Origin of the sequence: Smaragdicoccus niigatensis DSM 44881 = NBRC 103563 (assembly GCF_000380645.1) — a bacterium.
Classification (GTDB): Bacteria; Actinomycetota; Actinomycetes; order Mycobacteriales; family Mycobacteriaceae; genus Smaragdicoccus; species Smaragdicoccus niigatensis.
Window position 1 is genome coordinate 506094 of the sequence record NZ_AQXZ01000019.1, and the last position, 24530, is coordinate 530623.

General features: G+C 62.7%; 22 protein-coding genes, 1 tRNA gene and 1 other RNA gene. 10 read left to right on the plus strand and 14 right to left on the minus strand.

Translation table 11 applies throughout. The annotated features are described in order from the left end of the window. Window positions 1–82 precede the first annotated feature (82 nt). Window positions 83–433 carry a UBP-type zinc finger domain-containing protein gene (locus F600_RS0123615; RefSeq protein WP_026306885.1) on the plus strand — a complete coding sequence of 117 codons (351 nt, stop codon included), beginning with the start codon at window positions 83–85 and terminating at the stop codon, window positions 431–433. A 4-nt stretch (window positions 434–437) separates the two neighbouring features. On the opposite strand, the gene F600_RS0123620 is transcribed toward F600_RS0123615, so the two are convergent. The 3 genes from F600_RS0123620 to F600_RS30860 form a co-directional block, all read right to left on the minus strand. Then, window positions 438–1598 carry a S1C family serine protease gene (locus F600_RS0123620; protein WP_040632306.1) on the minus strand — a complete coding sequence of 387 codons (1161 nt, stop codon included), beginning with the start codon at window positions 1596–1598 and terminating at the stop codon, window positions 438–440. Window positions 1599–1807: 209 nt separating this feature from the next. Then, window positions 1808–1880, minus strand: a tRNA-Ala gene (locus F600_RS0123625). A 53-nt stretch (window positions 1881–1933) separates the two neighbouring features. Then, a complete protein-coding gene (locus tag F600_RS30860) occupies window positions 1934–2695 on the minus strand; it encodes a maleylpyruvate isomerase family mycothiol-dependent enzyme (protein WP_018163142.1) in 762 nt (253 codons plus the stop codon). 91 nt (window positions 2696–2786) lie between these two features. Between F600_RS30860 and F600_RS29605 the strand changes: the two genes are divergently transcribed. After that, complete coding sequence (locus tag F600_RS29605; RefSeq protein ID WP_018163143.1) at window positions 2787–3365, plus strand: TetR/AcrR family transcriptional regulator; 579 nt, start codon at window positions 2787–2789, stop codon at window positions 3363–3365. On the opposite strand, the gene F600_RS0123640 is transcribed toward F600_RS29605, so the two are convergent. From F600_RS0123640 to F600_RS0123650, 3 genes are read right to left on the minus strand one after another with little or no spacing between them, the layout of a single operon-like run. Then, window positions 3346–4062 carry a DsbA family protein gene (locus F600_RS0123640; protein WP_156024798.1) on the minus strand — a complete coding sequence of 239 codons (717 nt, stop codon included), beginning with the start codon at window positions 4060–4062 and terminating at the stop codon, window positions 3346–3348. The two genes, F600_RS29605 and F600_RS0123640, sit on opposite strands and share 20 nt — an antisense overlap. Further along, window positions 4059–4520, minus strand: coding sequence for a MauE/DoxX family redox-associated membrane protein (locus tag F600_RS0123645; RefSeq protein ID WP_018163145.1), 462 nt, complete (start codon window positions 4518–4520; stop codon window positions 4059–4061). Before F600_RS0123645 ends, F600_RS0123640 begins: the two co-directional genes overlap by 4 nt. A 9-nt stretch (window positions 4521–4529) precedes the next feature. Next, entirely contained in the window at window positions 4530–5714 is a 1185-nt protein-coding gene (locus F600_RS0123650; RefSeq protein WP_018163146.1) for an MFS transporter, read from the minus strand. Window positions 5715–5784: 70 nt separating this feature from the next. Between F600_RS0123650 and F600_RS0123655 the strand changes: the two genes are divergently transcribed. After that, a complete protein-coding gene (locus F600_RS0123655) occupies window positions 5785–6450 on the plus strand; it encodes a TetR/AcrR family transcriptional regulator (protein WP_018163147.1) in 666 nt (221 codons plus the stop codon). Between the two features lie 38 nt (window positions 6451–6488). Here the strand turns inward: F600_RS0123655 and F600_RS0123660 are convergent, their stop codons facing one another. From F600_RS0123660 to F600_RS29610, 3 genes are all read right to left on the minus strand, one after another. Then, window positions 6489–7169, minus strand: coding sequence for an 8-oxoguanine DNA glycosylase OGG fold protein (locus F600_RS0123660; RefSeq protein ID WP_040632531.1), 681 nt, complete (start codon window positions 7167–7169; stop codon window positions 6489–6491). A gap of 74 nt (window positions 7170–7243) precedes the next feature. Next, window positions 7244–7609 (minus strand): hypothetical protein, encoded by a 366-nt coding sequence (locus tag F600_RS0123665; RefSeq protein WP_018163149.1) that lies wholly within the window; start codon window positions 7607–7609, stop codon window positions 7244–7246. Then, window positions 7599–10010: an AAA family ATPase gene (locus F600_RS29610; RefSeq protein WP_040632534.1), complete on the minus strand. Its 2412-nt coding sequence runs from the start codon at window positions 10008–10010 to the stop codon at window positions 7599–7601. Before F600_RS29610 ends, F600_RS0123665 begins: the two co-directional genes overlap by 11 nt. A gap of 221 nt (window positions 10011–10231) precedes the next feature. Here F600_RS29610 and F600_RS0123680 point away from each other — a divergent pair, with 221 nt between their 5' ends. From F600_RS0123680 to F600_RS0123705, 6 genes are all read left to right on the plus strand, one after another. Next, a complete protein-coding gene (locus tag F600_RS0123680) occupies window positions 10232–13252 on the plus strand; it encodes a PD-(D/E)XK nuclease family protein (RefSeq protein WP_018163151.1) in 3021 nt (1006 codons plus the stop codon). Next, window positions 13249–16467 carry a UvrD-helicase domain-containing protein gene (locus F600_RS0123685; protein WP_018163152.1) on the plus strand — a complete coding sequence of 1073 codons (3219 nt, stop codon included), beginning with the start codon at window positions 13249–13251 and terminating at the stop codon, window positions 16465–16467. The genes F600_RS0123680 and F600_RS0123685 overlap by 4 nt, the downstream gene beginning before the upstream one ends. A 119-nt stretch (window positions 16468–16586) precedes the next feature. Beyond that, entirely contained in the window at window positions 16587–16760 is a 174-nt protein-coding gene (locus F600_RS31785; RefSeq protein WP_018163153.1) for a hypothetical protein, read from the plus strand. Window positions 16761–16932: 172 nt separating this feature from the next. After that, window positions 16933–17577, plus strand: coding sequence for a vWA domain-containing protein (locus F600_RS0123695; RefSeq protein WP_018163154.1), 645 nt, complete (start codon window positions 16933–16935; stop codon window positions 17575–17577). A 1-nt stretch (window position 17578) separates the two neighbouring features. Next, on the plus strand, window positions 17579–17839 hold the full coding sequence (locus F600_RS0123700; RefSeq protein WP_018163155.1) for a hypothetical protein: 261 nt from the start codon (window positions 17579–17581) through the stop codon (window positions 17837–17839). A 25-nt stretch (window positions 17840–17864) separates the two neighbouring features. Then, window positions 17865–18761: an arginase family protein gene (locus F600_RS0123705; protein WP_018163156.1), complete on the plus strand. Its 897-nt coding sequence runs from the start codon at window positions 17865–17867 to the stop codon at window positions 18759–18761. Window positions 18762–18815: 54 nt separating this feature from the next. On the opposite strand, the gene F600_RS0123710 is transcribed toward F600_RS0123705, so the two are convergent. The 4 genes from F600_RS0123710 to F600_RS0123725 all read right to left on the minus strand — a co-directional run bounded on the left by F600_RS0123710 (window position 18816) and on the right by F600_RS0123725 (window position 21830). Next, window positions 18816–19688 carry a DUF4192 family protein gene (locus F600_RS0123710; RefSeq protein ID WP_081629008.1) on the minus strand — a complete coding sequence of 291 codons (873 nt, stop codon included), beginning with the start codon at window positions 19686–19688 and terminating at the stop codon, window positions 18816–18818. Window positions 19689–20333: 645 nt separating this feature from the next. Next, complete coding sequence (locus F600_RS0123720) at window positions 20334–20567, minus strand: hypothetical protein (RefSeq protein ID WP_018163159.1); 234 nt, start codon at window positions 20565–20567, stop codon at window positions 20334–20336. A 255-nt stretch (window positions 20568–20822) separates the two neighbouring features. Beyond that, window positions 20823–21207: a transfer-messenger RNA gene (gene ssrA / locus F600_RS31390) on the minus strand. Window positions 21208–21260: 53 nt separating this feature from the next. Then, window positions 21261–21830, minus strand: a complete 570-nt coding sequence (locus F600_RS0123725) for a TetR/AcrR family transcriptional regulator (RefSeq protein WP_018163160.1) — start codon at window positions 21828–21830, stop codon at window positions 21261–21263. A gap of 93 nt (window positions 21831–21923) precedes the next feature. On the opposite strand from F600_RS0123725, the gene F600_RS0123730 reads away from it, so the two are divergent. Then, on the plus strand, window positions 21924–23624 hold the full coding sequence (locus F600_RS0123730) for a nitroreductase family deazaflavin-dependent oxidoreductase (protein WP_018163161.1): 1701 nt from the start codon (window positions 21924–21926) through the stop codon (window positions 23622–23624). Window positions 23625–23648: 24 nt separating this feature from the next. Here F600_RS0123730 and F600_RS0123735 read toward each other — a convergent pair whose 3' ends face one another. Then, complete coding sequence (locus F600_RS0123735) at window positions 23649–24509, minus strand: type IV toxin-antitoxin system AbiEi family antitoxin domain-containing protein (RefSeq protein ID WP_018163162.1); 861 nt, start codon at window positions 24507–24509, stop codon at window positions 23649–23651. Window positions 24510–24530: the final 21 nt, after the last annotated feature.

Genomic DNA, 24530 nt, shown 5'->3' on the forward strand with positions numbered 1-24530 from the left:
CGAATCATGGGATGGCTCATGTCCGCCGGTTACGGAAGACTCAGTGATGAGTAGGCCGCGTCATTCTTGGATAGGGAGTCCGATGGGATCTGCCGACCACGTTATCGACGTCACGGTCCCACCCAGCGGGCCGGGTTGCGCTGAATGCGATGCGGCCAACGGCTGGTGGGTACATCTTCGGCGATGCGCCCTCTGCGGGCATGTCGGCTGTTGCGACAGTTCCCCCGGCCAGCATGCGTCGGGGCACTTCGCCGAGACGGGGCATCCGATCGTGCAGAGCTACGAGCCGGGCGAGTCGTGGTTCTGGGACTACGCGCGGCTCGACTACTACGACGGCCCGACGCTCACGCCGCCGGACAGCCACCCGCTGGACCAGCCCACGCCGGGACCGCGTGGGCGCGTACCCCAGGACTGGCGTTCGAAGGTTCGTTGATACCTCAGGCAATCGGACCCTGCCCGAGAACTACTGAGGCTGAGTGCGATTCGCCGTAGGCATCGATCCAGCCGACCTGCACTGCGTCACCCGGCGACTTGCTCGCGAGCATGTCGTGCAGTTGATTGCTGGTTGTGATCGGGGTGCCGTCGAGGCTCGTGATGGTGTCACCACGTTGGATTCCAGCGGAAGCCGCGCCGCTGCCGTCCTCGACCCCCACGACCAGCGGCGTATCGGTGCGAGGACTCATCGCGATGCCGAGGTATCCGCTGTATCCGATCGCGACTGTTGTCGTCGTCTTGCCGCTCAGAATCTGCGAGGCGACCGACTTGACCGTCGCGATTGGGATCGCGTAGCCGCTGACTTGCCGGGTTCCGCTGGAAGCGGCGACGTTCATCCCGACGACCTTGCCGTCACTGTTAAGCACGGCGCCACCCGAATCCCCCGGGACGACGTATGCATGCATTTGGATGAGTCCGGTCAGCTGCGCGCTATTTCCGCCGTTCTCGTCACTGGCGGTGATGCTTTGTCCGGTGGCCGTGACCGTCCCCGGGGAGGCCGTCAGTGAACCGCCGTCGCCTCCCGCGTCGCCAACCGCGGTGATCTCATCACCTGGTGACGCTGCGGTCGACGCGAGCGTAATCGGTGTCAGCCCAGAGGCGCCTTGCAGCTTCAGGACGGCGACGTCTGCCGTCGAGTCAGCGCCGACGTAGGTCGCGTCGTAAGTCTGACCAGTATTGACAACGGTGACCTCGACCGACGTCGCGCCTTCGACAACATGGTGGTTCGTGACGACCGTTCCGTCTTTGGTGAGGATCAGCCCCGTCCCGGTCGCCGTGCCGTTGAGCAGGGTCGACGAGATTTGGACGAGCCCGACAGATTGCTCGGCGGTGGCTTCGGACGCCGTCTCTGGGGCGTTTCGTGAGTCGAAATAGCGGGTGCTCTGCGCGTCGTTGCCGGGTGCGGCGAGCGCGGGGATCGCGACACCGCCGGCGACTCCGAGGTGGTCGATCTCGTAGGCGATAACCGCGCCTGCGGGCATGCCCAAGCCAACCAGGACCGCCAACACTGCGATGAGTCCAGCACTCGGTTTCCGCCTCGGTGCGGGGTACATCGCAGAGTAGGGGTGTCGGCTGGGCGGCATTTCATGGGGCGGCATCGTCATACTTCGACTCCGGCGTCGGTGCGGTCTGGGTTCTCTTTCGATCGTGCGCACGAAACCAATGGGTTTCCTGTCAGGACGCCGTGGAGTTGCCGCCAATCCGCGTCATGGTCCGCCGCGCTCGACGGCCGCAAGGACTTAGTCCCGCCCTGGCATGCCAGAAAATAAGAAACCCGCAAGCCAGAAAAATGCTCTGACCTGCGGGTTTTCTGTGGAGCTAAGGGGACTCGAACCCCTGACCCCCACACTGCCAGTGTGGTGCGCTACCAGCTGCGCCATAGCCCCTTGGTGCGGATTCGAAACTACACCAAAAGCGGGCGCAAGAACAAAATTGCAGGTCAGAACCACACCTTTGTCGCGAGCAACCCATCCCCATGCGCGCGCCCGGACAGCACTCGGCAGAACTCCACCGCATCCATCTCGATCCGCTCGCCGCCCTCGCCCTGGACGAACTTCCCACCAGCCGGCCCACCCAGAACCAGCTCGAACGGCGCAGAGTGCACCCGCGCCCACTCCCCGACCACATCCGCGACAACCCGCGCATCCACCTCAGACAGTTCGAGCCCGCGCCCGATCGCCCGCGCGATGTCGATCCGATGCAGCCAGGCATCGCGGGTCAGTACGGAGTCCATAAGGTGGCCCATCTTCGCCTTCGACGGAAATCCCGCCGTCGACCCGGTCGAGGCCACGGAGATCGACACGGCGCGAATCAAAGAAGGCGTAGCCATACGACCACGAACCGCATCCGTCGCTACCGCCTTCAACGCCGACACCCGCTCCGCAGGAGTCAACGAAGCATGCTTCTCGATCTGCCGCGCGTTCATCGCGTCCAGCGGATTCCCGTTGTACTCCGAAGCATGCAGACGTCCGCCCACCTGCTGGCGCACCATTTCGCGCATCGACGCGCACGCCTCGCCCATGCCGATCAGGTGCCCGACCATGTCCGAAACATCCCAGCCTGGGCAGTCCGTCTGCGCGGACCACTCCGAGCCCTCCAGCGATGCGACCAACGAGATCAGGTCGTCGTAAACCGACAGCGCGACCTCGCGGGCGTCGGACTTGCGGGTTATCGGACGAATGTCCTGGATCAACGTGGTCATGCGAGCCTCCGTTCGGCGTTCCTAACACCGTTAGGCTAACGCTGTTAGGAAAACTCCGCAAGAACTTTTCCGAACGCTGTTAGGATGAGTTGTGGACCAACGCCGGCAACGCCACCTGGCAACGAAAGACGAGCTCATCTCGACCGCCTGGAAGCTGACGGAAGAGAAGGGTCTCGCCGGCTGGTCGCTGCGAGAACTCGCGCAAGCCAACGGCATTAAAGCCCCGTCGCTTTACGTCTACTTCCCGTCAAAGGATCAGATCTACGACGAGATGTTCGCCCGCTCGTACGAAGATCTGCTCGAATACACGAAGCAGGCGGTACTCCCCGAGGACCCCCGCGAACGTCTGCACATCTTCGCAACGCGGTTCTTCGACTGGGCAGTCAGCAACCCCGCCCGACTTCAGCTCATGTTCTGGCGCGTCGTTCCCGGCTTCGAGCCGTCCGAGAACGCCTACGCAGCGTCGATCCAAACGCTGGACCTCATGAAGCAGAACTTCGCAGACTTGGGAATCACCGACCCACAAGCACTCGACCTCTGGACTGCGCTCTTATCCGGCCTCATCAGCCAACAGGTCAGCAACGAGCCCGGCGGCGACCGCTGGCGAAAACTGATTGGTCAGGCAGTCGACATGTTCGCCGACGAATACCTCAAGCCTGCTCGAGCTTGACCACCCACTGCGCGTCCTGCAGGTCAAGCGCACTTCCGTTCAAGAAGACCGACGGCGTTCCCTTGCCACCTGCCGCAGCAAGCGACGCCTTCGAAGCCGCAGCAGCAGCTTCCGCCATCTTCACATCAGCACCGGTCTTGATGCAGTTGATCGCCTGATCATTAGCCCCAGCGGCCTGCGCGAGCGCCGCAAGCTGCGCATTCGTGTAGTCCTTGCCGCTGTTTTCCTTCGGCTGGATATCCGGCGAGTACAGCTTCGCGTGGAATGCCGCGTACGCGATTCCGTTCTCGGTCGCGGCGATGCACTGAGTCGCAGCAATCGCACGCGTCGAGTAGTCCCCTGACGCCGACCCGGCATTCAAAAAGTTCATGAGGTGATAGCGGACCGCGAACTTTCCTTCGTCGATCGACTTCGCGACCTCCTGGCCGAACTTGCGCTCCATCTCACCGCAGAACGGGCACAGCGGGTCCTCGTAGACGTCGACGATCTTCGTGACACCCGGCAGGCCCAGCGTCGCGACTCCATCGGTGCCGAGCGACACGGTCAGCGCCGGGTTCTTCCCGGTGCCGTAGCCCTCACTCCGAACGGTGGTCCCGCCCGTCGTCATGAAATAGAAGATGGCACCGACCAAGGCAACCGCGATGACGGCCGTCGGGATGATCCACGGCGGCATCCCGCGAGATGAAGAGCGACTCACGCAGCCAGGCTAACCCGCGATCCTGAGCCAAGTGCCCAACGACTCTTAGGCCACACACACAACCACGCCGCCAGAACCGAAAATGCCAAGTCTCGCGACAGTTCGCGCACATAAGTCCAGCCGTCGACATCGGCAACCCCGCCACCGCCGAAACACCCACAATCGATCGAGAGTCCGCGCGCCCACGACGCGCTGATTACTCCCATCAGAACGGCCAGCAACACTGCAGACGCAATCGCCGTCTGGCGCACCGCGAACCCGATCAACAAGAAAAAACCGAGCAAGAGTTCAAGCAGCGGAAGTGCATTCGCCACGGGATAGATCAAAGACTCCGGCAACAGTCGATACGCACGCACGGCTACAACGGTCTGCAACGGATCGGACGCCTTGATCCACCCCGAGATCAGCCAGACCGCCGCGAGACCAAGCCGGGCAACCAAACTGATCCACGAACGCACGATCCGACCCTACCGACGTAACGTTTCCGGAGTCCGAACCCACACGAGCGAGCCGATCAACAGCACGACTCCCGTCACCACAAACGCCATCCCGAACGACCACTCTTGCGCCACGACACCGGCGACGACCGGACCGATCACCGCACCAAGATCGGACACCATTTGGAAGGTCGCCAAGACCGGGCCACCGCGAGATTTCGCACCCAGAACGTCCGCGACGACGGCCTGCATCGCGGGATTCATGAGTCCGGAACCAAGTCCAGCCACGAACGACATCGCCAGGAACGGTACGATCCCCGGCGACAAGCCCATCCCAATGGTCGCGACGCCCGAGACAAATAGTCCACTCACCAACATCGGCCGGCGACCGATGAAGTCCGCCCCGCGACCCGCCAACAACAGAACCAGCACGTTGCCGACCGCGAACACCGTCAGCGCCACACCCGACATCGTCGAGTCCTGATGCATGACTTCGACGACGAACAACGGCACGACCGCCATCCGCACACCGAACAACGCCCAACCGTTGATGAAGCTCGCCAAGACCGCCGAGCGATACGGCGCCGAACGCACGGCATCGGACAGCGCCATTCGCGACCCACTCGCGACCTCAGGCGCCGCCAGATGCGAACCGCGCAACGCGAAGTACACGACCCCCGCCGCCACCAATAACGCGACCGCGTAGATCACGAACGGCGCCCGCAGACCCAGGAACGCCAACGCTGAACCCAGCAGCGGTCCGCCGACGGAACCCACCAAGAACGACGTCCCGTACAGACCCGCAGCACGACCGCGGGCCGAGGCCGGCGAGATCCGGATCAACAATCCGAGCGCCGAAACGGTGAACATCGTCGACCCGATGCCGCCGGCAGCCCGAACGACGATTAACTGCCAATACGTCTGCGCGACAGCACAAAGCCCCGTCGACACCGCGACGATCAGGAGGCCGACGAGATAGACCGGCTGCTCGCCAAGCCACTGGACCAATCGCCCGGAGACCGGTGCGAACAAGAGCCGCATCCCGGCGAATGCACTGATAACCGCCGAAGCGGCCGTGAGGCTAACGCCGAAACTGTGCGCAAACTCGGGCAGAACCGGAGCGATCAAGCCGTATCCGAGGGCGATCACGAACGACGATGCGACCAGAACCCAAATTTCGGAAGGCAGCTTCTCTCGAGTCGCCGTCGTCGCCATGCCGCTAGCCTATCGCCCCATAAGCGGAGGTCACATCACCGTTTCAGGTCCAGTTGCTACACTCAGCCCTGTGACCACGATCGATGCGCCTACCTCGCCGACGGGGCGACGCCTGCGCGCGGATGCGGCACGCAACCAGCAGCGCATCCTGGAAGCTGCGCGAGAACTGTTCGCGCTCCGCGGTCTCGACATCAGCCTCGACGACGTTGCCGCACACGCGGGGGTCGGCGTCGGCACGGTGTACCGCCGGTTCGCGAACAAGCAGGAACTCATCGACGGCGTCTTCGAGGACGGCGTCAACCGCATGTCCGAGAGCGCGGAACTCGCACTCAAGACGGACAACGCCTGGGACGGACTCGTCACCTACTTCGAGTACGTCCTGCACAACTTCGCATGTAGCCGCGGATTCGCCGAAGTCGTCAAGGGCTCGACCGAGGGACGCGAGCGCTTCACTTCGATGCGGGACCGCATGCGCCCGGCGGTCGAAGAGCTGATCCAGCGCGCCAAGGACGAAGGCTCGCTCCGCGCAGACGCGGCGCCCCAAGACTTCTTCGCGATGATCTTCATGGTCGACTCGATCGCACAGTTCGCTCGGCCGGTGAACCCCGACGTGTGGCGGCGATACTTCGGACTCGTGCTCGATGGGTTGCGTGCAGACGGGTTCCCGCGGGAAGCCATCACGACTCCGCCGATGACTGATCGGGAGATCGAGACGGCGAAGACTTCCTGTCTTTAGCGCGCGGATTCACTCTGCGAGAGGGCCGGCCATGCACCCTAACGCCGTCTAGCTCGAGGCGGCCGTCCCTGTTCGAAAAGCCATCGCTCCAACAGATCCAACCGGTCCACACCGATCTCGTCGCGCCAATTCTCAAGCAGTTCGATGTAGCGCATGTAAGTTTCGGTCCACCAACCTGTTAGCGGCATGGTCGACCATCCTGCTGGCCGCAATGCCGATGCGACCCGCATGTCGAGAATTACGCACCGATGGTCGGCATTGCCGCCACCCGCCACGTACAAGTACTTCGTAAAGAAGGCCGGACCAAGGTAAGCGATCAAGTTGCGGTTACGACTGGGCCTGAGTGCTTCGTACGCCGCCGATGGGTCAATCCGCGCCAACTGGGCTGCCCTCATTAGCGCGGCGCTACAGCCTTCACGGTCCGCAGCAATCGCCCGAATCCGTCTGCTGTTGTTGCGCGCACCAGTTCCAGTTCCCCAGGCCAACGTGTTCCACAGCAGCATAAGAGCACCGTGCGGCGACGTAAGAGCCTCGTCGGCCATCGCAAACAAATCTCGTCGACGGATTACCGGCGTTAGAACGCCGTTTCCAAACCCGCTCTCAGCGAGCGCAATCCGCCACCAATCTTCATTCACCGTGACGGCGTGACCGAAAATGTACTCGGTGACGTCAACGCTTGACAGATAGCCGCACATCCCTTGAGGCGCATTGAGTTTCATTTGGTCGTCCACTTTGCCTTCAACTTTGAGCAGTGGAGGCTGGCACAGCTGACCCAGTCCCCATAACGATGCCGTCAGACACACAACCTGGTCCGAATCCCCGCCACCTCCTCCCGCCAACCCCTTAACTCCCCCGCCGTCGGAGCCAAGTCGTACTGGCTGTAGTGACAAGCCGAACTGAGCGCACCCCACACCGCCCGAGCTCGGCCACCAACCTCGACCGATGCGTACGCATCCAACGCAAGCAACTGCGAATGCCGAGTACACGCAACCATCGCTGGCACACGCGACATCCAGTACTCGTCCAGCGTCGACTCGAAGGCCATTCGAACGAGATACGTCGTCGCGCGCGGCCACAACCCGCGAGTGCCCTTCACGACTTCGGCGACCAACCGATCCGACAGCTCGAGGAGCTCTTCAGCAGTCAGGTCAGCCGACATCGGCGACCCGCTTGACCAGCTGCTCAGTCCCTTTGACGAGGGCTTCCAGATCACCCCTGAAAGCCGCGTGCCCACCGCCCTTGGCGGCCTTGAACACGTTTCCCGCCCAAGTACCGTACGCGTTGACTCGACTGAGCACCTTGTCCGCCTTCGACGAGTCGCCGAAGTACGCGAGTGCCGCGAACCCATATGCGTTCTTTGCGTTTTCGAGTTCCAATTCGACCTGGGCGTGGGGGATGCCCTTCTTGAGCCGCTCCCGCCGAGCAAAGTCAGCGAACGCCGCTTCCAGCGCACTTCGGCAGAATCCAGGAACCACGCGCTTCGCGACCTCCGGAGGGAGATCCTCGGTCTTCAACATCGCGCGAGCATCCAAGAGAGCACGCGTCACCGGATCACTCGTCCGTCGTACCTCGACGATCGACTTCTCCCGACGCACAACCTCCCACATCGACGCCGGCAGGTTCAGCCGGCGGACCGCATCCGGAAGTCGCATGTCGTGTGTGAACACGATGACCTGCCGATCCTTAGCCACCTCAGACAGCACTCGCGCCAGCCCTTCGACCTTCGCGGGATCCATTGACTGGACCGGGTCGTCAATAACAAGAAATCGGAATGGACTCTCGCCAATCGTGGCCCGCGGCAGGAAGAGTGACAAAGCGAGCGAGTGCAACTCCCCCTGGCTCATTACTCCCAGCGCACTGCTTCCCGCGCCATCAACGGTGACGTCGAGTTCCACCTTTCGCTGAGTCCCCCTACCGGCAAGCTTGACCGGGCCCAGACTGACATTGCTCTCCTGACGCAACTGACCCCAGATCTGTGCCGACCGATCCGCGATTGGCTGCAGCCGTTCGTTCCGGATACTCTGCCCTTCATCACGCAGCCACGAGTGGGCAGTCTTCAAGTCGTCATGCTGCGATTTCAGCGCCGCAGCTTTCCGCGTCGCCTCGACCCACGCAACGATGCGAGTCGCAAACGGACGCCATCGGTCCTCGATCTCGGCGAGCCGTTCGGTCGCGGCGGCGTAGCCGGCACGCAGGGCTTCGATGAGCGGACCGACCCTCGCGCGCAGATGCGCGGCGAGTTGCGTCGCCGACGCGATTGAACGCCCAGCCACCCAGCCGTCCCACGCCGACCTCACCGCGCCGGAAACGTGAGACGGCGGATCGGTCAGCAGTGCGCGTGCCTGCATCATCGCCGTGCGCTCGGCAGCGATCGCCCCATCAGCGTGAGCCGCTTCCACACGCAAACGCGCGGACTCGCGACTCGCGCGTTCGTGCCAGGCGCCGTCGAGAACATCCGCGGTGCCACACACCGGACACGACGGGTCGTCCGTGCGGCGGTCTCGGTGCGCAAGAGCCTTCTCCAACAGATCCGCCAGCCCGCGTGCATTCTCGGACGATTCGGACACGTTGTCCCGCTCTTCGGCAGCGTTCGTCAGTGCATCAATGACGATGTGCACACGCTGAATATCCGGTCCCTGCACCGCCATAGACCTGCGCAGATCGGCTACCTCAGGAGGCTCCTGACCGGCACTTCCCGCCGCAAGCTTGAGCAACATGTCTAAATCTGGCGTACTCGACCGAAGCTGCTGGATCGCTTGGGGCGCACGTTCGTCATCGACAAGACCTAGGTCCGCAACGAGTGTCGCGTCACTAGGCGCGACTCGCCTCATGTCCTGTCCACACCGCTTCGCGTAGTCCTCGAGTCGCTTCTCGGCGGCGGTGAGATCGTCAAGTCCGAGGATCGACGAAATAGCGTCGTGCATCTCCGAAGGCTTGCGGGTGAGCGCGGAGCCTAGCTCCGCATACGAGAGGAACGGGCGATAGGTGACTATGTCCTGGCTCCAGCCAAGGCTCGACACTTCCTCGCGCGGTTTGCCCGGACGCTGGACGTACGCCTTGGTTTCATCAGCAGCGGTAAGCCATTCGCGAGCAACCGTGGTCGTACCGGCGTCACCGTCGATGGCGAGTTCCACCACGACGGAGGGAGTGTCGTCGCTGTGCAGGTTCTTCCAGCCGGTTAGCCACTCCTTGGTCTTGCCCTTCCACCGGGCTGTTTCGCCAGTCAATGTGGCTTCGATGCCCTCCGCGAAGCTTGACTTCCCAGAGCCGTTGCGCCCGATGACGAGCGTCAGGCCGGGACCCGGCGTCAGATGCAGCGCGGCCTTGGCGCCGATGCCGCGGAAGCCTGTAACGGTGACGCGCTCAAGATAGCTGTGGACCGGTTGCTCTGCCAGTGGTCGTTTCCTCGTGGCGACAGGCTTGCCGCTGACCGCGTCGGCGAGGTCTTGATCCCCTTCAAGGGCTGCGAGTACGAGGAGCTTTCGATCCTCGGCCAGAGCGCTCTTGTCGAGGGCGTCGATGAGCCGTTCGATCGCGGCATCGGAGTGGGAGTCGCTCACTTCGGCAACGGTATTCGCACAATGTCCCACTTTGCTGTCGGATCCTGTCGGGCAGTGGAATTCATTCGATCGACAGACAAATTGGCGATTGATCGCGGGCCCGATCGTGTCATTCCATCGAATGACATCAGCCGCACCTGACCCGGCATACTTGCGCGCTTTGTCAGACCGCCGTGTTGTGATCGGGGCAGGCTCTGCACCGGCACTGGATCGGAGATCGAATGGTCGAATACGGGCGCGCAGCACTTGATGCCCTGCGGGACGCGGTCGCAGAACACAAAGCCGGAGACGCGTTGGCGCCCGTGACGGTCCTCGCGCCGAACAACCTCGCAGCACTAACGGCGAGGCGTCACCTAGCTCGCGGCGTGGGGGGTCGGGCCGGTGTCGTCAATGTCGACGTCACGACTCTTTCGAAACTCTCCGAGAAGATCGCCGCGCCCGCGATGCATCCTCGCAGGCCGCTGACCGGACCCGTGCTGACATCAGCTCTACGCCGCGCGCTCGATGAAGACCCGGGGTTGTTCGCGGAGGTAGCCGAACACCCCGCGACAGTCGAGGCACTCACGAAGGCCTACCGCGAAGTCCGAGACGTGAGTTCTGCTGCTCTGGACGGGATGGCGACGACGTCTGATGTCGCTCGCGAATTCGTCCGACTGTTCCGCCAGGTCAGAGAAACGCTTGAAGGAAGCTGGTACGACCCGACGGACTTGCTCCAGGCGGCCGCATCGCGTCCGGCCACAGGAACGTTCATTCTCTACCTGCCGCAAGACCTCTCCCAGGCCGAGTCGCGGCTTGCCGAGGCTCTGGCCGGCGGAGACGCCCTGTCCGTAATCCCCGGACTGACTGGAGCGACGCGGGCGGACGCCGGAGTGGAGCGCACACTTGCACGACTCAACGTCGCGAACATCGTTCCCCCGCAGATCCGCACAGCCACGAACGTCCTCAATGCATCGGATTCCGACGACGAGATTCGCTGCGTGGTCAGAGATCTCACCAAGACGCTGCAGTCCACACCAGCACATCGCGTTGCGGTTCTGTATACGGGCACTTCCCCATACGCACGACTCCTGTACGAGTCGCTCAATAGCGCGGGGATCACCACAAACGGACCAGGCGCACGCCCGGTCAGCGAACGCTCAGTTGCACGCATTCTGCTCGAGACACTCGCTCTCGTTGACTCCGGTGCTTCACGTCCCGAACTGTTCCGTGCCATCGCGAGCGGCCCGACCCGCGATTTTGCTGGCGAGCGCATACCAACCGCCCGATGGGAGCGAGTCTCGCGCGAGGCCGGCGTTGTCTCCGGTGATGATTGGCAAGTTCGGCTCGATGGTTTCATCGCCGCTGCCCAGCGGTCCCTTGAAGATCCCGGTGGCGAACCGCCCGAGGCATGGCGAATCGAGCGCATCCGGCGCAGGATTGACGAAGCGAGCCAACTTCGTGATTTCGCAGGCCGACTGCGTCAGGAACTCGCCGACGCGAGCGAAATGACGACCTGGTCCGGCCTGTCGAAGTGGTGTCTGACGCTGTTCACAACTCTCATTGACTCGGCGAAGTTGCCGTTGGAAGAGCAATACGCCTACGCGGCTGTGACCACCACTGTGAGCGAACTGGTTGGCCTCGACGCCGTTGACTCACACGCTTCCTTCGACGTGTTTCGGCAGGTGCTCAGCTCAGAATTCGAGCGGGTCCTGCCGCGTGTTGGCCGGTTTGGCGAAGGGGTACTTGTTGCTCCCGTATCCGCGGCTATTGGGCTCGACCTCGATGTTGCGTACGTCGTCGGATTGAGCGAAGACCTCTATCCCGGCCGTCTTCGTGAGGATGCGCTTCTACCGGACCGTGTGCGCGGGGCCGCCAATGGTGAACTTTCGCTGGCGTTAGACGGGCTGTACGCCAAGTATCGGTACCTTCTCGCTGCGTTCCAGGTCGCACCGCAAGTAGTCGCTTCGTTCCCGAGAGGTGACTTGCGCAGATCGAGCCACCGCCTGCCTAGCCGATGGCTGCTTCCGACGCTCCGTGAGTTGAGCAACGACCGCGAGCTGGCGGCAACCAAGTGGGAGACGGCGCAATACGGACAGGAAGTGACGCATTCGGGCTCGTTCGCCGGTCAACTCCTCACGACAAAGGACCTCGGAACGGAACAGGAGTGGCGGACTCGGCGCGCAGCAGCTGGCGGCCTCGACGACGCCACAGTAGACGCCGCGAGGGCAATGATCGAAGCCCGCACAAGCCATGAACTCACGCGGTTCGACGGCAACCTGACCGCGGAGTCGGGCCTACCCAACTACGCCGTCGACAACAAGGCGATCGCACCAACAGCCCTCGAGTCGTATGCCGACTGTCCGCACGCATACTTTGTCCGGCGCCTACTCGGCGTTTCACCGCTCGAAAAGCCCGAAGACGTCATCCAGATCTCACCCATGGACATTGGAAACCTCATCCACGAGGCGATGGACCGACTCATCAAGCGGTTCGAGGGGACGCTGCCGGGCTATGGCGCGCCTTGGAGTACGCAAGCACGAGATGCGCTCGCCGAAATTGCCGAGGAACTCGCGGAGGAATTCCAGCATCGCGGACTGACCGGGCATCCCCGATTGTGGGAGCGTGAGCGCACCCGGATCTTGGACGATCTGCATACGATGCTCGACACCGACGATCATTGGCGGGCCAGCCTAAACGCCCGCGTTGTCGCGAGCGAGATGCCGTTCGGTCAGAGCGGGCACAATCCGGTGGAAGTGCCGATCCAGGGCGGCCGCGTGCTGATGCGAGGCAGCGCGGACAAAGTCGACGAGACCACCCACGGCGAACTCTGGGTCACCGACGTGAAGACCGGATCGAAGAGCCCCTATGCGGATATCTCCACAACCGACCCGATCGCCAAGGGCACAAAGCTCCAACTCCCGGTGTATGCCCACGCTGCGAGGGAGCGCTACGGCAACGCGGAAACGGCGGTTCACGCGTCGTATTGGTTCGTTCGCAAGGACAAGGGCCGAGTCGATCTGTCATTGTCCGATGCGGTGGAGAAGAAGTACCAGGAGACCCTTTACGTCCTCGTCAGGTCGATCGCGAACGGCCTGTTTCCGGCCAAGCCCCCGGAGACAGACGACTTCGCCTGGGTGAAATGTGAGTACTGCAATCCGGACGGTGTCGGCTATGACGGTCGTGAGCGGTGGCAGAGCAAGCACGCCGATCCAGCACTGACCGAACTTGTCAATCTCATCGATCCCAGTGAGAGTGCGGAATGACCCTCAAGGACGAAGCCGCCCGGCGACAGATCACCACGGCGACCGGCAGCACATTGTTCGTCAACGCGGGCGCCGGGTCCGGGAAGACATCTGCGCTGGTCAAACGAGTCTATGCAATGGTCATGGAAGGCGGTGTATCGCTGCAGAACATCGCCGCCGTCACGTTCACGGAGAAGGCGGGAGCAGAACTCCGGGACCGGTTACGGAGCGAGTTCGAGAAAGCCCGTCGCAACGGGAAGATGAAGGTGGCGGCTGATCAGGCCCTGGACGAGCTCGATAGCGCGGCCATCGGCACCCTTCACTCGTTTGCGCAGCGCTTACTATCGGAACATCCGATCGATGCGGGCCTTCCACCGCTCGTCGAAGTCCTCGATGAGGTCGGTTCCTCGATCGCCTTCGAACGTCGGTGGATCGACATACAACGTGAGTTACTCGACGACGACACGATGGCGACGCCACTCCTTCTCGCGATGGCTGCCGGACTGCAATTGAAGCGTCTGAGATCGCTACTGCAGGCACTCGGCCGCGACTGGGACCTCATCGAAGAGCGAATTCTGGCGGCACCGCCCCCGACCTTGGACTTTTTTGACTGGACGACATTCCGCAACGAGGCACACGACGTCCTCGCGCTGCGAGATGAGTGTCGAAACCCTGCGGACAAACTGCTGCCAGCCTTCGAAGAGCTCGCCGAGTTGCTGACCGAGTTCGACCACGCGCCCGACGACGAGACGCGACTGACCGTCGTCAAAAAGATCGGAAGCTTCAAGATCGGCAACGGCGGGGCCCGTGCGAACTGGGACGACGTGAACTACGTCAAGGACGAACTCAAAGGCCTTCGCATTTCGGCCGACGCTTTAGTCGGCGAGATACTCGACTTCTGCCTCCGACTCCTTACTCCGTGGCTGGCACGCCGAGTGCTCGGCCTTGCGCAGGAACGCCGGCGTGAAGGTCGCCTCGAGTTCCATGACCTGCTCGTCACCTCTCGCGACCTGCTCCGCAATCAGCCGCAGGTCCGCGCCGCTCTGCATGACAAATATCGCCGGATTCTGCTGGACGAATTCCAAGACACCGATCCGATCCAGATCGAACTCGCGGTCCGCATTGCCGCCGGCGAAGCCGCAGACTCCCCCGAGTGGGAGAAGGTCGACGTGCCGCCAGGTCGACTGTTCGTCGTCGGTGATGCGAAGCAGTCAATCTACCGCTTTCGGCGGGCATCGATCGAAACCTATCTACGCGCCCAGAACCATATCGGCCAGCCAGTCAGCTTGACCACGAACTTCCGCACCGTGCCAGCCGTCCTCGAATGGGTCAACGCGGTGTTCGGCACGCTAATCCAGGAAGAAGAACGGCAACAACCGAAGTACGAGGCGCTCGACGACTATCGAAAGCCCGGGGGCAGCGGCGCGCCGCTGACAGTGCTCGGCGCCCAAGCCCACGAAGGCAAAGTGCTTGCGGCCGAGCTTCGCGATTACGAAGCAACTGACGTCGCGGCGATAATCCGCAAGATCATCGACGAACAGTGGCAGGTATTCGACGAGGTCACCCGGAGTTGGCGTCCGGCGCGACTGGCAGACATCGTGATTCTTGTGCCGGCACGCACGTCGCTCCCGTTTCTGGAGCAGGCGCTCGGGGAGGCACAGGTGCCGTACCGAGCAGAGGCGAGTTCGCTCGTCTACCACGCCAGTGAAGTTCGCGCATTACTTGCCTGCGCCCGCGCAATCGCCGATACCACCGATGAGTTGTCGCTGGTCACCGCATTGCGGTCACCACTCTTCGGCTGTGGCGACGACGATCTTTGGCGATGGAAGCAGGCGGGTGGGCGGTTTACGGTTTACTCCACGGTCGAATCCGAACTAGAAAGAGGGCCGGTCGGGAAGGCGCTCACCTACTTGCGGCGCTTCCACTTTGACTCTCGGTGGATGACTCCCAGTGAGGTGCTCAGCGCCATCGTTACCGATCGCCGCATGTTCGAGGTCGCCGCGAGTGAGCGACGTGCGCGTGATTCCTGGCGCCGTCTTCGCTTCATCGTGGATCAGGCGAGGGCATGGTCAGAGGTGTCGCATGGCGGTCTGCGCGACTACCTGACCTGGGCTGAGCATCAAGGAACGGAGGTCGGCCGGGTCGCCGAGTCGGTTCTGCCCGAGACGGATGTCGAGGCCGTTCGGGTCATGACAATTCATGCCGCGAAGGGCCTCGAGTTTCCGATCGTCATCATGTCCGGTATGACCGCCCGGGCAAACTCGCAGCGCGGAGTCCAACTGCTCTGGCCGGCCGAGGGCGGCTATTCAGTCAGTGTCGGCGGCGGGATCAAGACCGTTGACTTCGACGACGTTGCACCGATCGACGAGCAGATGGACGCGCAGGAGAAGTTGCGCCTGTTGTACGTTGCCGCAACGCGTGCCCGCGACCACCTGATCGTCTCGCTCCACCGCGGCACCACCGGTTCAACCGCGGCTCACCTGGTGGCCGAGGCAGGTGGGGCAACCACGGCCGGCGCGGTGCATTTCAGTGGCTACGACTTCACTCTGGCTCGCGATGCGGTCGAGCACATTGTGGAGCCGCCGGACTGGGATGAATGGTTTGCGGGCGTCAGCGAAGCACAGCGGCGAAGTCGCGCGAAGTCGACGATCACTGCTTCCGGCTTGGAGGGCACCGAGCCCGAGATAGTGCTCGACGACGAGGCAGAAGCCGGCAGCGCCAAGGGACCGCGAGACATCGAGTTGCTGCCGTGGTCGAAGGGTCGATATGGCTCCGCGATCGGTCGAGCCGTTCATGCGGTTCTGCAGTCCGTCGATCTCCGCACTGGCGACGGGATTGATCAAGCCGTCGCGGCGCAAGCAGTGGCGGAGGGCGTGCTAGGGCACGAGCCATTGATCAAAGACTTGGTCAAGTCTGCGCTTGCGTCGGACATTGTGAAACGTGCTGCAGCGGGCGAACACTGGCGCGAGATGTATGTCGGTACGGTTCGCAAGGACGGCAACGCCCTCGAAGGGTTCATCGATCTGACCTTCCGAGACCATGATGGTTCGCTACACGTCGTGGACTACAAGACCGACAACGTAACGGCAGGCGGCATTCCGTCACGCGTGACCTACTACAAGCCTCAGATGGACGCCTACGCGGAAGCCCTGAGCACGGCTGCCGAAACGGACGTGAAGACGACGCTGCTCTTCTTGCATCCGAACGCGGCAGTGTCGGTGCCGGTCACGAGGTAGGACATTCCGCTCGGGACGACGGCACCCTGAGAGTCGAGCGCTGCCCTATTTTCGCAGCTAGAAGCTACTTGTCGTACCCCTACCTCATACTTTCATCACACGAAAGAAGCGAGGACACAATGGGAGCACTCAGCGACCCCGACTCCTTCCAGCCGTACGTGGTGGAGGAAACACCCCAGCAGGTGACCACAGCGCGTAAGAACCTCGAGAAGACCCTCGGAATCTCCATCCCGGTCTGGCCGCACGAACGTGCACTCTACGAACAGCATGGTCGCGCAGTCCCAACTGACTAGATCCGCAGTTTATGCGTATCCGCATTTTTTGCGGTACACTTATCCTGTCCACGTCGGACCAACCATTTCAAAGGACGTCTACGCGTCCATCTGATGACCACCAACGCCACCTGGGACCTCCTGTGAGGCCCTGATTCCTTGCGCCCTAATTCAGGCACCGAATGGAGAACCCATGCCGAACCTCAACCTCGCTCACCTCGTCTTCCTGCTCGACCGTTCGGGCTCAATGGAGACCATCAAGTCCGACATCGAGGGCGGATTCGCCGCCTTCATCGACGAGCAGACGGCCGCCGACGGCGAATGCGTCGTCACCCTCGCTCAGTTCGACACGCACTTCGAGGTCGTCTACGCCGGCATGCCGGTCCTGGAAGTTCCGCCACTCGACCTACAGCCTCGTGGCGGTACCGCACTCCTTGATGCGATGGGCAGGCTCATCACCGACACTCGTACCGAGATCGCATCGCAGCCCGAGGAGCAGCGTCCTGGCACAGTGATCATCGCGATCATGACCGATGGCCATGAGAACTCCTCTCGCGAGTGGTCCTACCCGGCAATCAAATCGTTGGTCGAGCAGCAAACCGCCAGCCAGGACTGGCAATTCATGTACATGGGGGCCGACCAGGACGCGATCGAAGTCGGCGCATCGCTCGGCGTCAGCCGAGCCCACTCGGTCACGTACGGCAAGGGCAAATCACGCAGTGCGATGGCCGCCGCATCGGCGAACATCCGCGACTACCGCCGCGAGAAGATGCTCAACCTCGAGGCAGCGATGCCGGTGTTCAGCGACGTCCAACGCGCCGAGCTCGCCGAGGACTGACATGGGAAAGATCGTGCCGCTCTACCAATGGAGCGAGACCGCCGGCTACTGGGTGCGCGTCAAACAGGGCAAGTGGCCGGCGTGCACAGGCTGGGCGGAACACCGCGAAGCCCAGCGCATTTTCCGACCCAAGCTCGACGAGTTCATGGCCAAAGGCCTTCCCAAAGAAGTCGCGTGGGAACTCGCGGCCAAATACGCGACCGCAGAAATGTACGAGCGCACCAACCGCCGGCGCAAGGCAGCAGGCGGGTCGCCCGACTGACCACCATCTCCCTAAAGGCGCCTACATGCAGCTCTTCTATTCGCCCGACTATGTGGGCGCCAAGCATGGATTCGACACGACCCGGAAATCTGGGTGGATCGCCGAGTCACTCACCAACCGGCCCATCGACGGCGTCCAACTACGCCAGCCTGAGCCGATCACGCTTGAGCACTTGTCGCTGGTACACGACATCGAGTACGTCAAGGCCGTGCAGACCGGCGAGCCGGTCGACCTTGCCGAGAGCCAGGGGTTCACGTGGGACCCGGCCTTGTGGAGGATGGTCCTCGCCTCTAATGGCGGCGTTATATCCGCTGCCCGTGCCGCTCTTACCGACGGAGTCGGAGGCTCACTCTCATCTGGCTTGCACCACGCTCGCCGAGACAGCGGCGCCGGCTTCTGCACCTTCAACGGCCTCGCAATCGCCGCGAAAACCCTGCTCGACGAAGGCACTGTCCAGTCGGTGTTGATCCTCGACTTCGACGCACACTGCGGAGGTGGAACCGCCGACCTGATCGAAGGCGACGACCGAATCTGGCAGTCGGACGTTTCCGTCAGCGCGTTCGACCACTACTCGAACCGGTCGAATTCGGAGCTGTTGGACGTCACAGAGGCCGCCGACTACTTGCCGGCCATCGCATCGGCACTCGCGCAGGCCGATCGACTCGGCCCGTTTGATCTCTGCATCTACAACGCGGGAATGGACCCGTACCAAGGCTGCGACATCGGAGGACTCGACGGCATCACCGCCGATGTTCTGGCCGAGCGCGAGCACTTGGTCTTCGACTGGTGCCAGCAACGCTCCACTCCCGTCGCGTTTGTACTCGCCGGCGGATACGTCGGCAGTCGCCTCGATCAACGAGCGCTCGTCGACCTCCACCGACTCACGATCACTGCAGCAGCGACACGAAGAGTGACCGCGTAGAGCCCCAGCCGGACAAGCCCAGCGCCCCACCGCTGGGCTTGTCGGTCACCGGTCTCACCCCAACTCCTCCAGGACGCCCAGGCCTTCCCGCCTCAGGTCGTCCATGAGAAGGAACAGCTGACGGTCATCATCTGCGCGGAGCAGGATGTCCTCCGCTGCGTCGACAAATGCATCGCGCCCAAGACGTATCGCCGCGACTCCTGCAACGAACACCGCCCGCAGCCGCGCCTCCCCGGTCAACCTCCGAGCGCACGAAACAAACACCTCGAACACTCGCTTCCGGACTGCTTCGTCCGGCTCGGGCCACCAGTCTTCGCCCAGCTGCGCCATCCACTTGACGTTCTCGAAGTCTTCGAGCAACGCCGCGAGATGAGTGATCTTGACAGGCAGGCCCCGATAGATCGACCGCCGCACCCCGGACGCCGCATGTTCCCGATCGGCTCCACTGTTCAGTTGTGCGATCCGTGCCGGCCTGCCGACCGGCTCGAACACGGCCCGCAACGCTTCCACGGTCGAGTAGATCGGCCATCCATCGAACGCGAGTTCCGCAGCGAACTGTGTGGACTTGTAATCCGGGATCAGACCGGCTCCACCGTGAGTCACCTCGATCCACATCTCACCCGGGGTGAACGCTCGCACCGCGAACTCGCACAGAATTCGGCAGTTGAGGTAGTCCTCGGCCTTCTCGAGCGCGCTGAACGGGTCATCCCCCGAGGCCACCAGGATCACCGAGTCGTCCTCCCCGAACGCTCCGAGAACCAGTGCCAGAACGAAATCGTCAGCGTCTGCATTGAGGCGCCGCGGCCGCACAACTTCCTCGGGCGCTCCACCGAGAGGAATCACGACGAGCGAATCGGTCGGGACGTATCCCATCCGCGCTGGCAGCTCGGCCAGAAACTCCGCCGGCTCGTATTTTTCTCTGTTCATTTGTTCCTTTCTCCTTAAGCCCAGCTCGTGAGGTGGAAACCGTTGCAGCCGTCGCACCGGTAGGACCTGCACTCTCGCCGCCTCGTCTCGACACCCAGCTCCTCAGCGAGCTGCCGCATCATCCGCACGTTCCGGAGGGCGTGCTTCGCAAGCTCTCCGTCCCGGTAGCGCCGCTTGCCCGTCATCGGGCACCTCGTCGTTTGGTACTTCACAGACCTCTCCCTTCTATAGAGACGAACGCGGCCCGTGTCCTGTGAGTCGTTGAGACTCTGGGACACGGGCCGGAAGGCGGCACCTATTCAGTTATCCGCCGAAACGACGGAGGGCCCGGATTGACAAGTAGTCAATTCCGGACCCAGAAGGCGATCTCATTACTTGCTGAAGCCGCCCTATTAATAAGGCGTAAACCATCTCGGAGCACCCGATTTTGGACACAGCAAAGCTAGCTCACCGAGTGCTTCGGCTTGCTTTTGGGATCTTGGCCGGTGATCAGTCGGCCGGAGCGTGTTGTCGCAGCCACGCAACTACGACCTCGTAATCATACCACAGCTACCGAACAGCTCATTCTGAAGAGTCTTCGCAGGCACGGGCCCCGGCGAGCTCGCGGAGCCCGTGTAACTGAGCGTCAGATCACGCTACGAAGACTCACTCGTAGCTGTACTCAGACCCCGCGTAGTAGTCCGACGTGTACGTCGACCCGCACGGATCAGCACCACCGACGTACATGTCCGTGCTCTGGTTCCAGTCCGACCACGACTGGTCATTCCAGTACGACGATCCCGCGGAGTCCCCCGCGTTGTACGCGTCCCATGAGGAGCTGATTCGCCTTGTACGACGACCCCGAGCCATGTACCCGTAGTCGCTTCCGTAGTCGTCCATTGCCCATCCCTTTCCTGCCGTTGGGGTGTGGCAGTACGAGTCAGCAACCCAGCACGAAAGTTCCCCCGATCAGCGGATCACCGACTCACCCGACTCGACCTCCAATCGGCGGACACAACCGAATGCCCTGTTCAACGATGCTTTTCTCAAGCAAAACCGAGGAGAAAGGGCACGGGCGCCGGAACACACCGCGACAAAGGCGCCGCAGTTCTGACGCAACGGGAGAGGCCCCGATCCTGATGGATCGGGGCCTCTTCGTGGAGCTGCCGGGAATTGAACCCGGGTCCTCCGCCGTTTCGCTAGGGCTTCTCCGTGTGCAGTTCGCTATGCCTCTACTCGGATCTCACAGTCACGCGAACAAGCTGCGATGACGATCCCAGTCACTGTTTGATGTCCCGCTCGGTCCCGTGACCGGACCGCGCGGTTTGTCCCTCTAGCTGATGCCAGGATCCGGGCCGAGGGCGCTCCCGGTCTGACAGTGAAGAAACCTCAGCTGCTAATTAGGCAGCGAGAACGAGGTCTTCACGCGCAACGTTAGAGTTGGCGCTTAATTGGTTGCAGCGACGCTTAACGGTGGTCTCTTGCCTGCACCGACACGCTTCCCCTAATCCCACGTACGCAGTCGAAACCGTTCAGCCCCGTACGTTCCGGCTCCCTGCCGGACTTTCAACTTTAACACCAACCGCCACCGGTTTATTTCGCCGGCAAATGCAGGTCGAGCAGCTCCTCGAGATGCTTCTGCGTAGCCAGCAGCGGTTCCGCCGAAGACGACGACATGCAGCGGAAGGTCGCCCCTTCGACCGAACTGACCATGAACATCGCGAGCGACCGCGCCTTATCCTCGGGCACGCCATGCTCGAGGAGGTTCGCGTGGATCTTCGACTCCCAATCGACGAACGCATCCTCTGCGATCGCCGCAGCCTCCGGCAACGAGTTCTTCGCCATGGCCGCCGACACGATCGGGCAGCCCAGGCTGAAGCCGTCCGACTCGAGCCAGGCCTTCCACCCCTCGACGAACATCGCCAAACCCGCCCGTGGCTCCATCCGCGCACCGACGTCGAACAGCTGGCCAAGCAACGCGGCCGCATCCTTCGTCGCCTCGACCGCCACATCGGCGACTCCACGCGGGAAGTGCGTGTAGAGCGACCGTCGTGCCGTGCCACTGTCCGCGAGGATGTCCGCGATCGCCAAGTTGGCGAGGCCATTGCGCCGTCCGAGAGCAATAGCGCTCGAGATGATCCGCGAACGCGCTTCAGTTGCCATGAAACTAATACTAGACGATGCCGTCTACTTTGCGGTAGCGTCGGCGGCAATCGAGTAGACGACAACGTCTACTTCGCAGCCGAGGAGACTTCCATGCCCGCACTGAACGACCAGCTCGAACTTCCCAACGGGCAGATTCTGCCCAATCGCATCATGAAGTCCGCGCTGAGCGAGAGCCTGGCCGATCAGACCGGCTCCCCCAACGAGCGCCTCGAGCAGCTCTACACCACTTGGGGATCCGGCGGATTCGGGCTGCTCATCACCGGCAACGTCATGGTCGACGAGGATCACCTTGGCGAAGCGGGCAACGTCGTTCTCAACGAGAAGGCTGACCTCGAAGCCTTCACCAAGTGGGCCAAGGCCGGACGCGACCGCGGTACGCCGATCTGGATGCAGATCAACCATCCGGGACGTCAGGCCAACCCGATGATCACCGGCAAGAGGCCAGTAGCACCCTCGGCAATTGCACCGAATCTTCCCGGCCTCCCGGTTCCGGACGCGCTTACCGGAGAACAAATCAAAGAGATCATCGAACGCTTCGCCACCACCGCGAAGCTGGCCGAGTCCGCCGGCTTCGACGGCGTCGAAATCCACGCCGCACACGGCTACCTCGTGTCTCAGTTCCTCTCCCCGCTGTCGAACCAGCGCGATGACGAATGGGGCGGCGACATCGAAGGGCGCATGAAGTTCGCGATCGAAATCGTGCGCAGCATCCGCGCGGCAGTGAGCCCCGGCTTCGCCGTCGGCATCAAGCTCAACTCCGCCGACTTTCAGCGCGGCGGGTTCACCGAGGACGAGTCGCGCGAGGTGGTGAAGCGGCTTGCACAGGAGAAGATCGACCTCATCGAAATCAGCGGTGGCACTTACGAATCCGCCGCCATGATCGGCCGCCCCCAGGTCAAGTCAGCGAGCACGAAGGCGCGCGAGGCCTACTTCCTCGAGTACGCCGAGAAAGTGCGCGTGGACGCGGCCGGCATCCCGATCGCCGTCACCGGCGGATTCCGCAGCCGAGAGGCGATGAACCAGGCGATCGCCGACGGCGACTGCGATCTCGTCGGCATCGGACGCCCGACCGCGCTCATTCCGGACGCCGCGGAAGCCGTGCTCACTGGCGGCACCGATCGCCTGCCGACTCCGAAGATCACGCTGGGTGCACCGCCCGCCGTGCTCAAGCGTCTTCCGGCACTGAAGGCAGCAGAGGGAGGCCTCGACATGCAATGGCATCTCGACCAGATCCGCCGACTCGGCGACGGGCGTGACACCGACCCCGCGCGACCGGCATGGCGCACGGCGATCAGCGCCGCACGCCACCATGGCGTGGACGCATTTCGTCAAAAGCGTGGCGGCGTCTCGCAACCCGTAAAGAATCGGTCGGTGGACAAGTTCACCCTCGAACGCGCCGTCGGTCGCTACGTCGCCAACCCGCTCGTGAAAGCACTCGGCAAGGTCGGCATCCAGACGACATTCGCCACCGATCTCGAGACCACCGGACGCAAGACCGGCCTGGCCCGTCGCGTTCCCGTGTCGGCCTCCTTCGACGAGACCGGCGCTTGGGTGATCTCCCAGCACGGCACCCGGTCAGGCTGGGGCAGCAACGTCACCTCGAACCCAGCAGTCCGGATTCGTCAGGGATCGCAGTGGCGAACCGGCACTGCAGAGTTCGTCTACGACGATGACGTCGCGCAGCGGGCGCGTAGTTTCGCACCGAACCCAGCCTTCGGCGCGCTCGCGCTCGCCACGTTCCGCGCGATGCAGACCAAGCCGATCTCGGTGCGGATCACGTTTACCGACTAGGTAGGAGTGCAGGGAACTGATCGGTCAGCGGTCAGTTCCCTGCATTTTCAGTGCAGCTTCAATCTCCGCCAGCACTTCGCGAGGCTCCCGATCCGGCCGGTGCCAGTCGTACCGAAGGATCCGCCACCCGAGGTTGACCAGGTAGTTCTGCCGCCGTAGATCCTCACTATTACGCCTGGCATCCTTGTGCCACCTCCACCCGTCGACCTCGATCCCGAGCTTCGCCTCAACGAACGCGGCATCCAGATGAATCGGTCCGACGGCGAACTGCGGTTGCCACCCAGGCAACTCCCGAATGATGCGATGGAGACGGAGCTCAGCCGCACTTCTTCCACCGTCGGCCGCCACGCGGAGCAGCACTCCCGCACGCGCTGCACCACCACGAGGCAGGTTTCGCTCATGCGCAATCTGCAACTGCCGCAATGACACCCGCAACTGCAACGCCCGATCCATCAGCACCGAATCAAGCGACTCCAGCACGGTCAACGGAACAGTTGTGACGGCAAGCCCGGCGACGACAGTCAGGTCTTCCTCGGGCAACTTGCGTCGACGAATGTCCGCTCCGGTGCGTTCAATCCAGCGTTTGGTGGGGATGGTGATCGTCGGAAGATTTGGCGGATCTTCCGACAAACCGTGCCACCACGCCGCCGAGCGTCCAAATGTCGCCGCGTCTTTGCCGGTACTCAGAACAGCGGTACGCAGCCGGGTCCGGTGCGATCTCGGATGCCCGTCGGCCAAGTAGACACCTTTCGCCAGCCGTACCCACAGCTTTCCGGAGACCCGGCGCTGGATGGCCTGCACCGACAGCCCGCAGGTCAACGCCTGTTTCGTCGTGATGACGCCGTCTTGCAGAACCAGAATTTCCGCGAGTTTCTGCTTGTCCACACCGGTCAGACGGGCGTATTC

Bases quoted from the DNA above. Each gene is read 5' to 3' on its own strand.
- F600_RS0123615 (WP_026306885.1), top strand. From the start codon at position 83: ATGGGATCTGCCGACCACGTTATCGACGTCACGGTCCCACCCAGCGGG.
- F600_RS0123620 (WP_040632306.1), bottom strand. From the start codon at position 1,598: ATGACGATGCCGCCCCATGAAATGCCGCCCAGCCGACACCCCTACTCT.
- F600_RS30860 (WP_018163142.1), bottom strand. From the start codon at position 2,695: ATGACCACGTTGATCCAGGACATTCGTCCGATAACCCGCAAGTCCGAC.
- F600_RS0123650 (WP_018163146.1), bottom strand. From the start codon at position 5,714: ATGGCGACGACGGCGACTCGAGAGAAGCTGCCTTCCGAAATTTGGGTT.
- F600_RS0123660 (WP_040632531.1), bottom strand. From the start codon at position 7,169: ATGAAACTCAATGCGCCTCAAGGGATGTGCGGCTATCTGTCAAGCGTT.
- F600_RS0123665 (WP_018163149.1), bottom strand. From the start codon at position 7,609: ATGTCGGCTGACCTGACTGCTGAAGAGCTCCTCGAGCTGTCGGATCGG.
- F600_RS0123680 (WP_018163151.1), top strand. From the start codon at position 10,232: ATGGTCGAATACGGGCGCGCAGCACTTGATGCCCTGCGGGACGCGGTC.
- F600_RS0123685 (WP_018163152.1), top strand. From the start codon at position 13,249: ATGACCCTCAAGGACGAAGCCGCCCGGCGACAGATCACCACGGCGACC.
- F600_RS31785 (WP_018163153.1), top strand. From the start codon at position 16,587: ATGGGAGCACTCAGCGACCCCGACTCCTTCCAGCCGTACGTGGTGGAG.
- F600_RS0123695 (WP_018163154.1), top strand. From the start codon at position 16,933: ATGCCGAACCTCAACCTCGCTCACCTCGTCTTCCTGCTCGACCGTTCG.
- F600_RS0123700 (WP_018163155.1), top strand. From the start codon at position 17,579: ATGGGAAAGATCGTGCCGCTCTACCAATGGAGCGAGACCGCCGGCTAC.
- F600_RS0123705 (WP_018163156.1), top strand. From the start codon at position 17,865: ATGCAGCTCTTCTATTCGCCCGACTATGTGGGCGCCAAGCATGGATTC.
- F600_RS0123710 (WP_081629008.1), bottom strand. From the start codon at position 19,688: ATGAACAGAGAAAAATACGAGCCGGCGGAGTTTCTGGCCGAGCTGCCA.
- F600_RS0123720 (WP_018163159.1), bottom strand. From the start codon at position 20,567: ATGGACGACTACGGAAGCGACTACGGGTACATGGCTCGGGGTCGTCGT.
- F600_RS0123725 (WP_018163160.1), bottom strand. From the start codon at position 21,830: ATGGCAACTGAAGCGCGTTCGCGGATCATCTCGAGCGCTATTGCTCTC.
- F600_RS0123730 (WP_018163161.1), top strand. From the start codon at position 21,924: ATGCCCGCACTGAACGACCAGCTCGAACTTCCCAACGGGCAGATTCTG.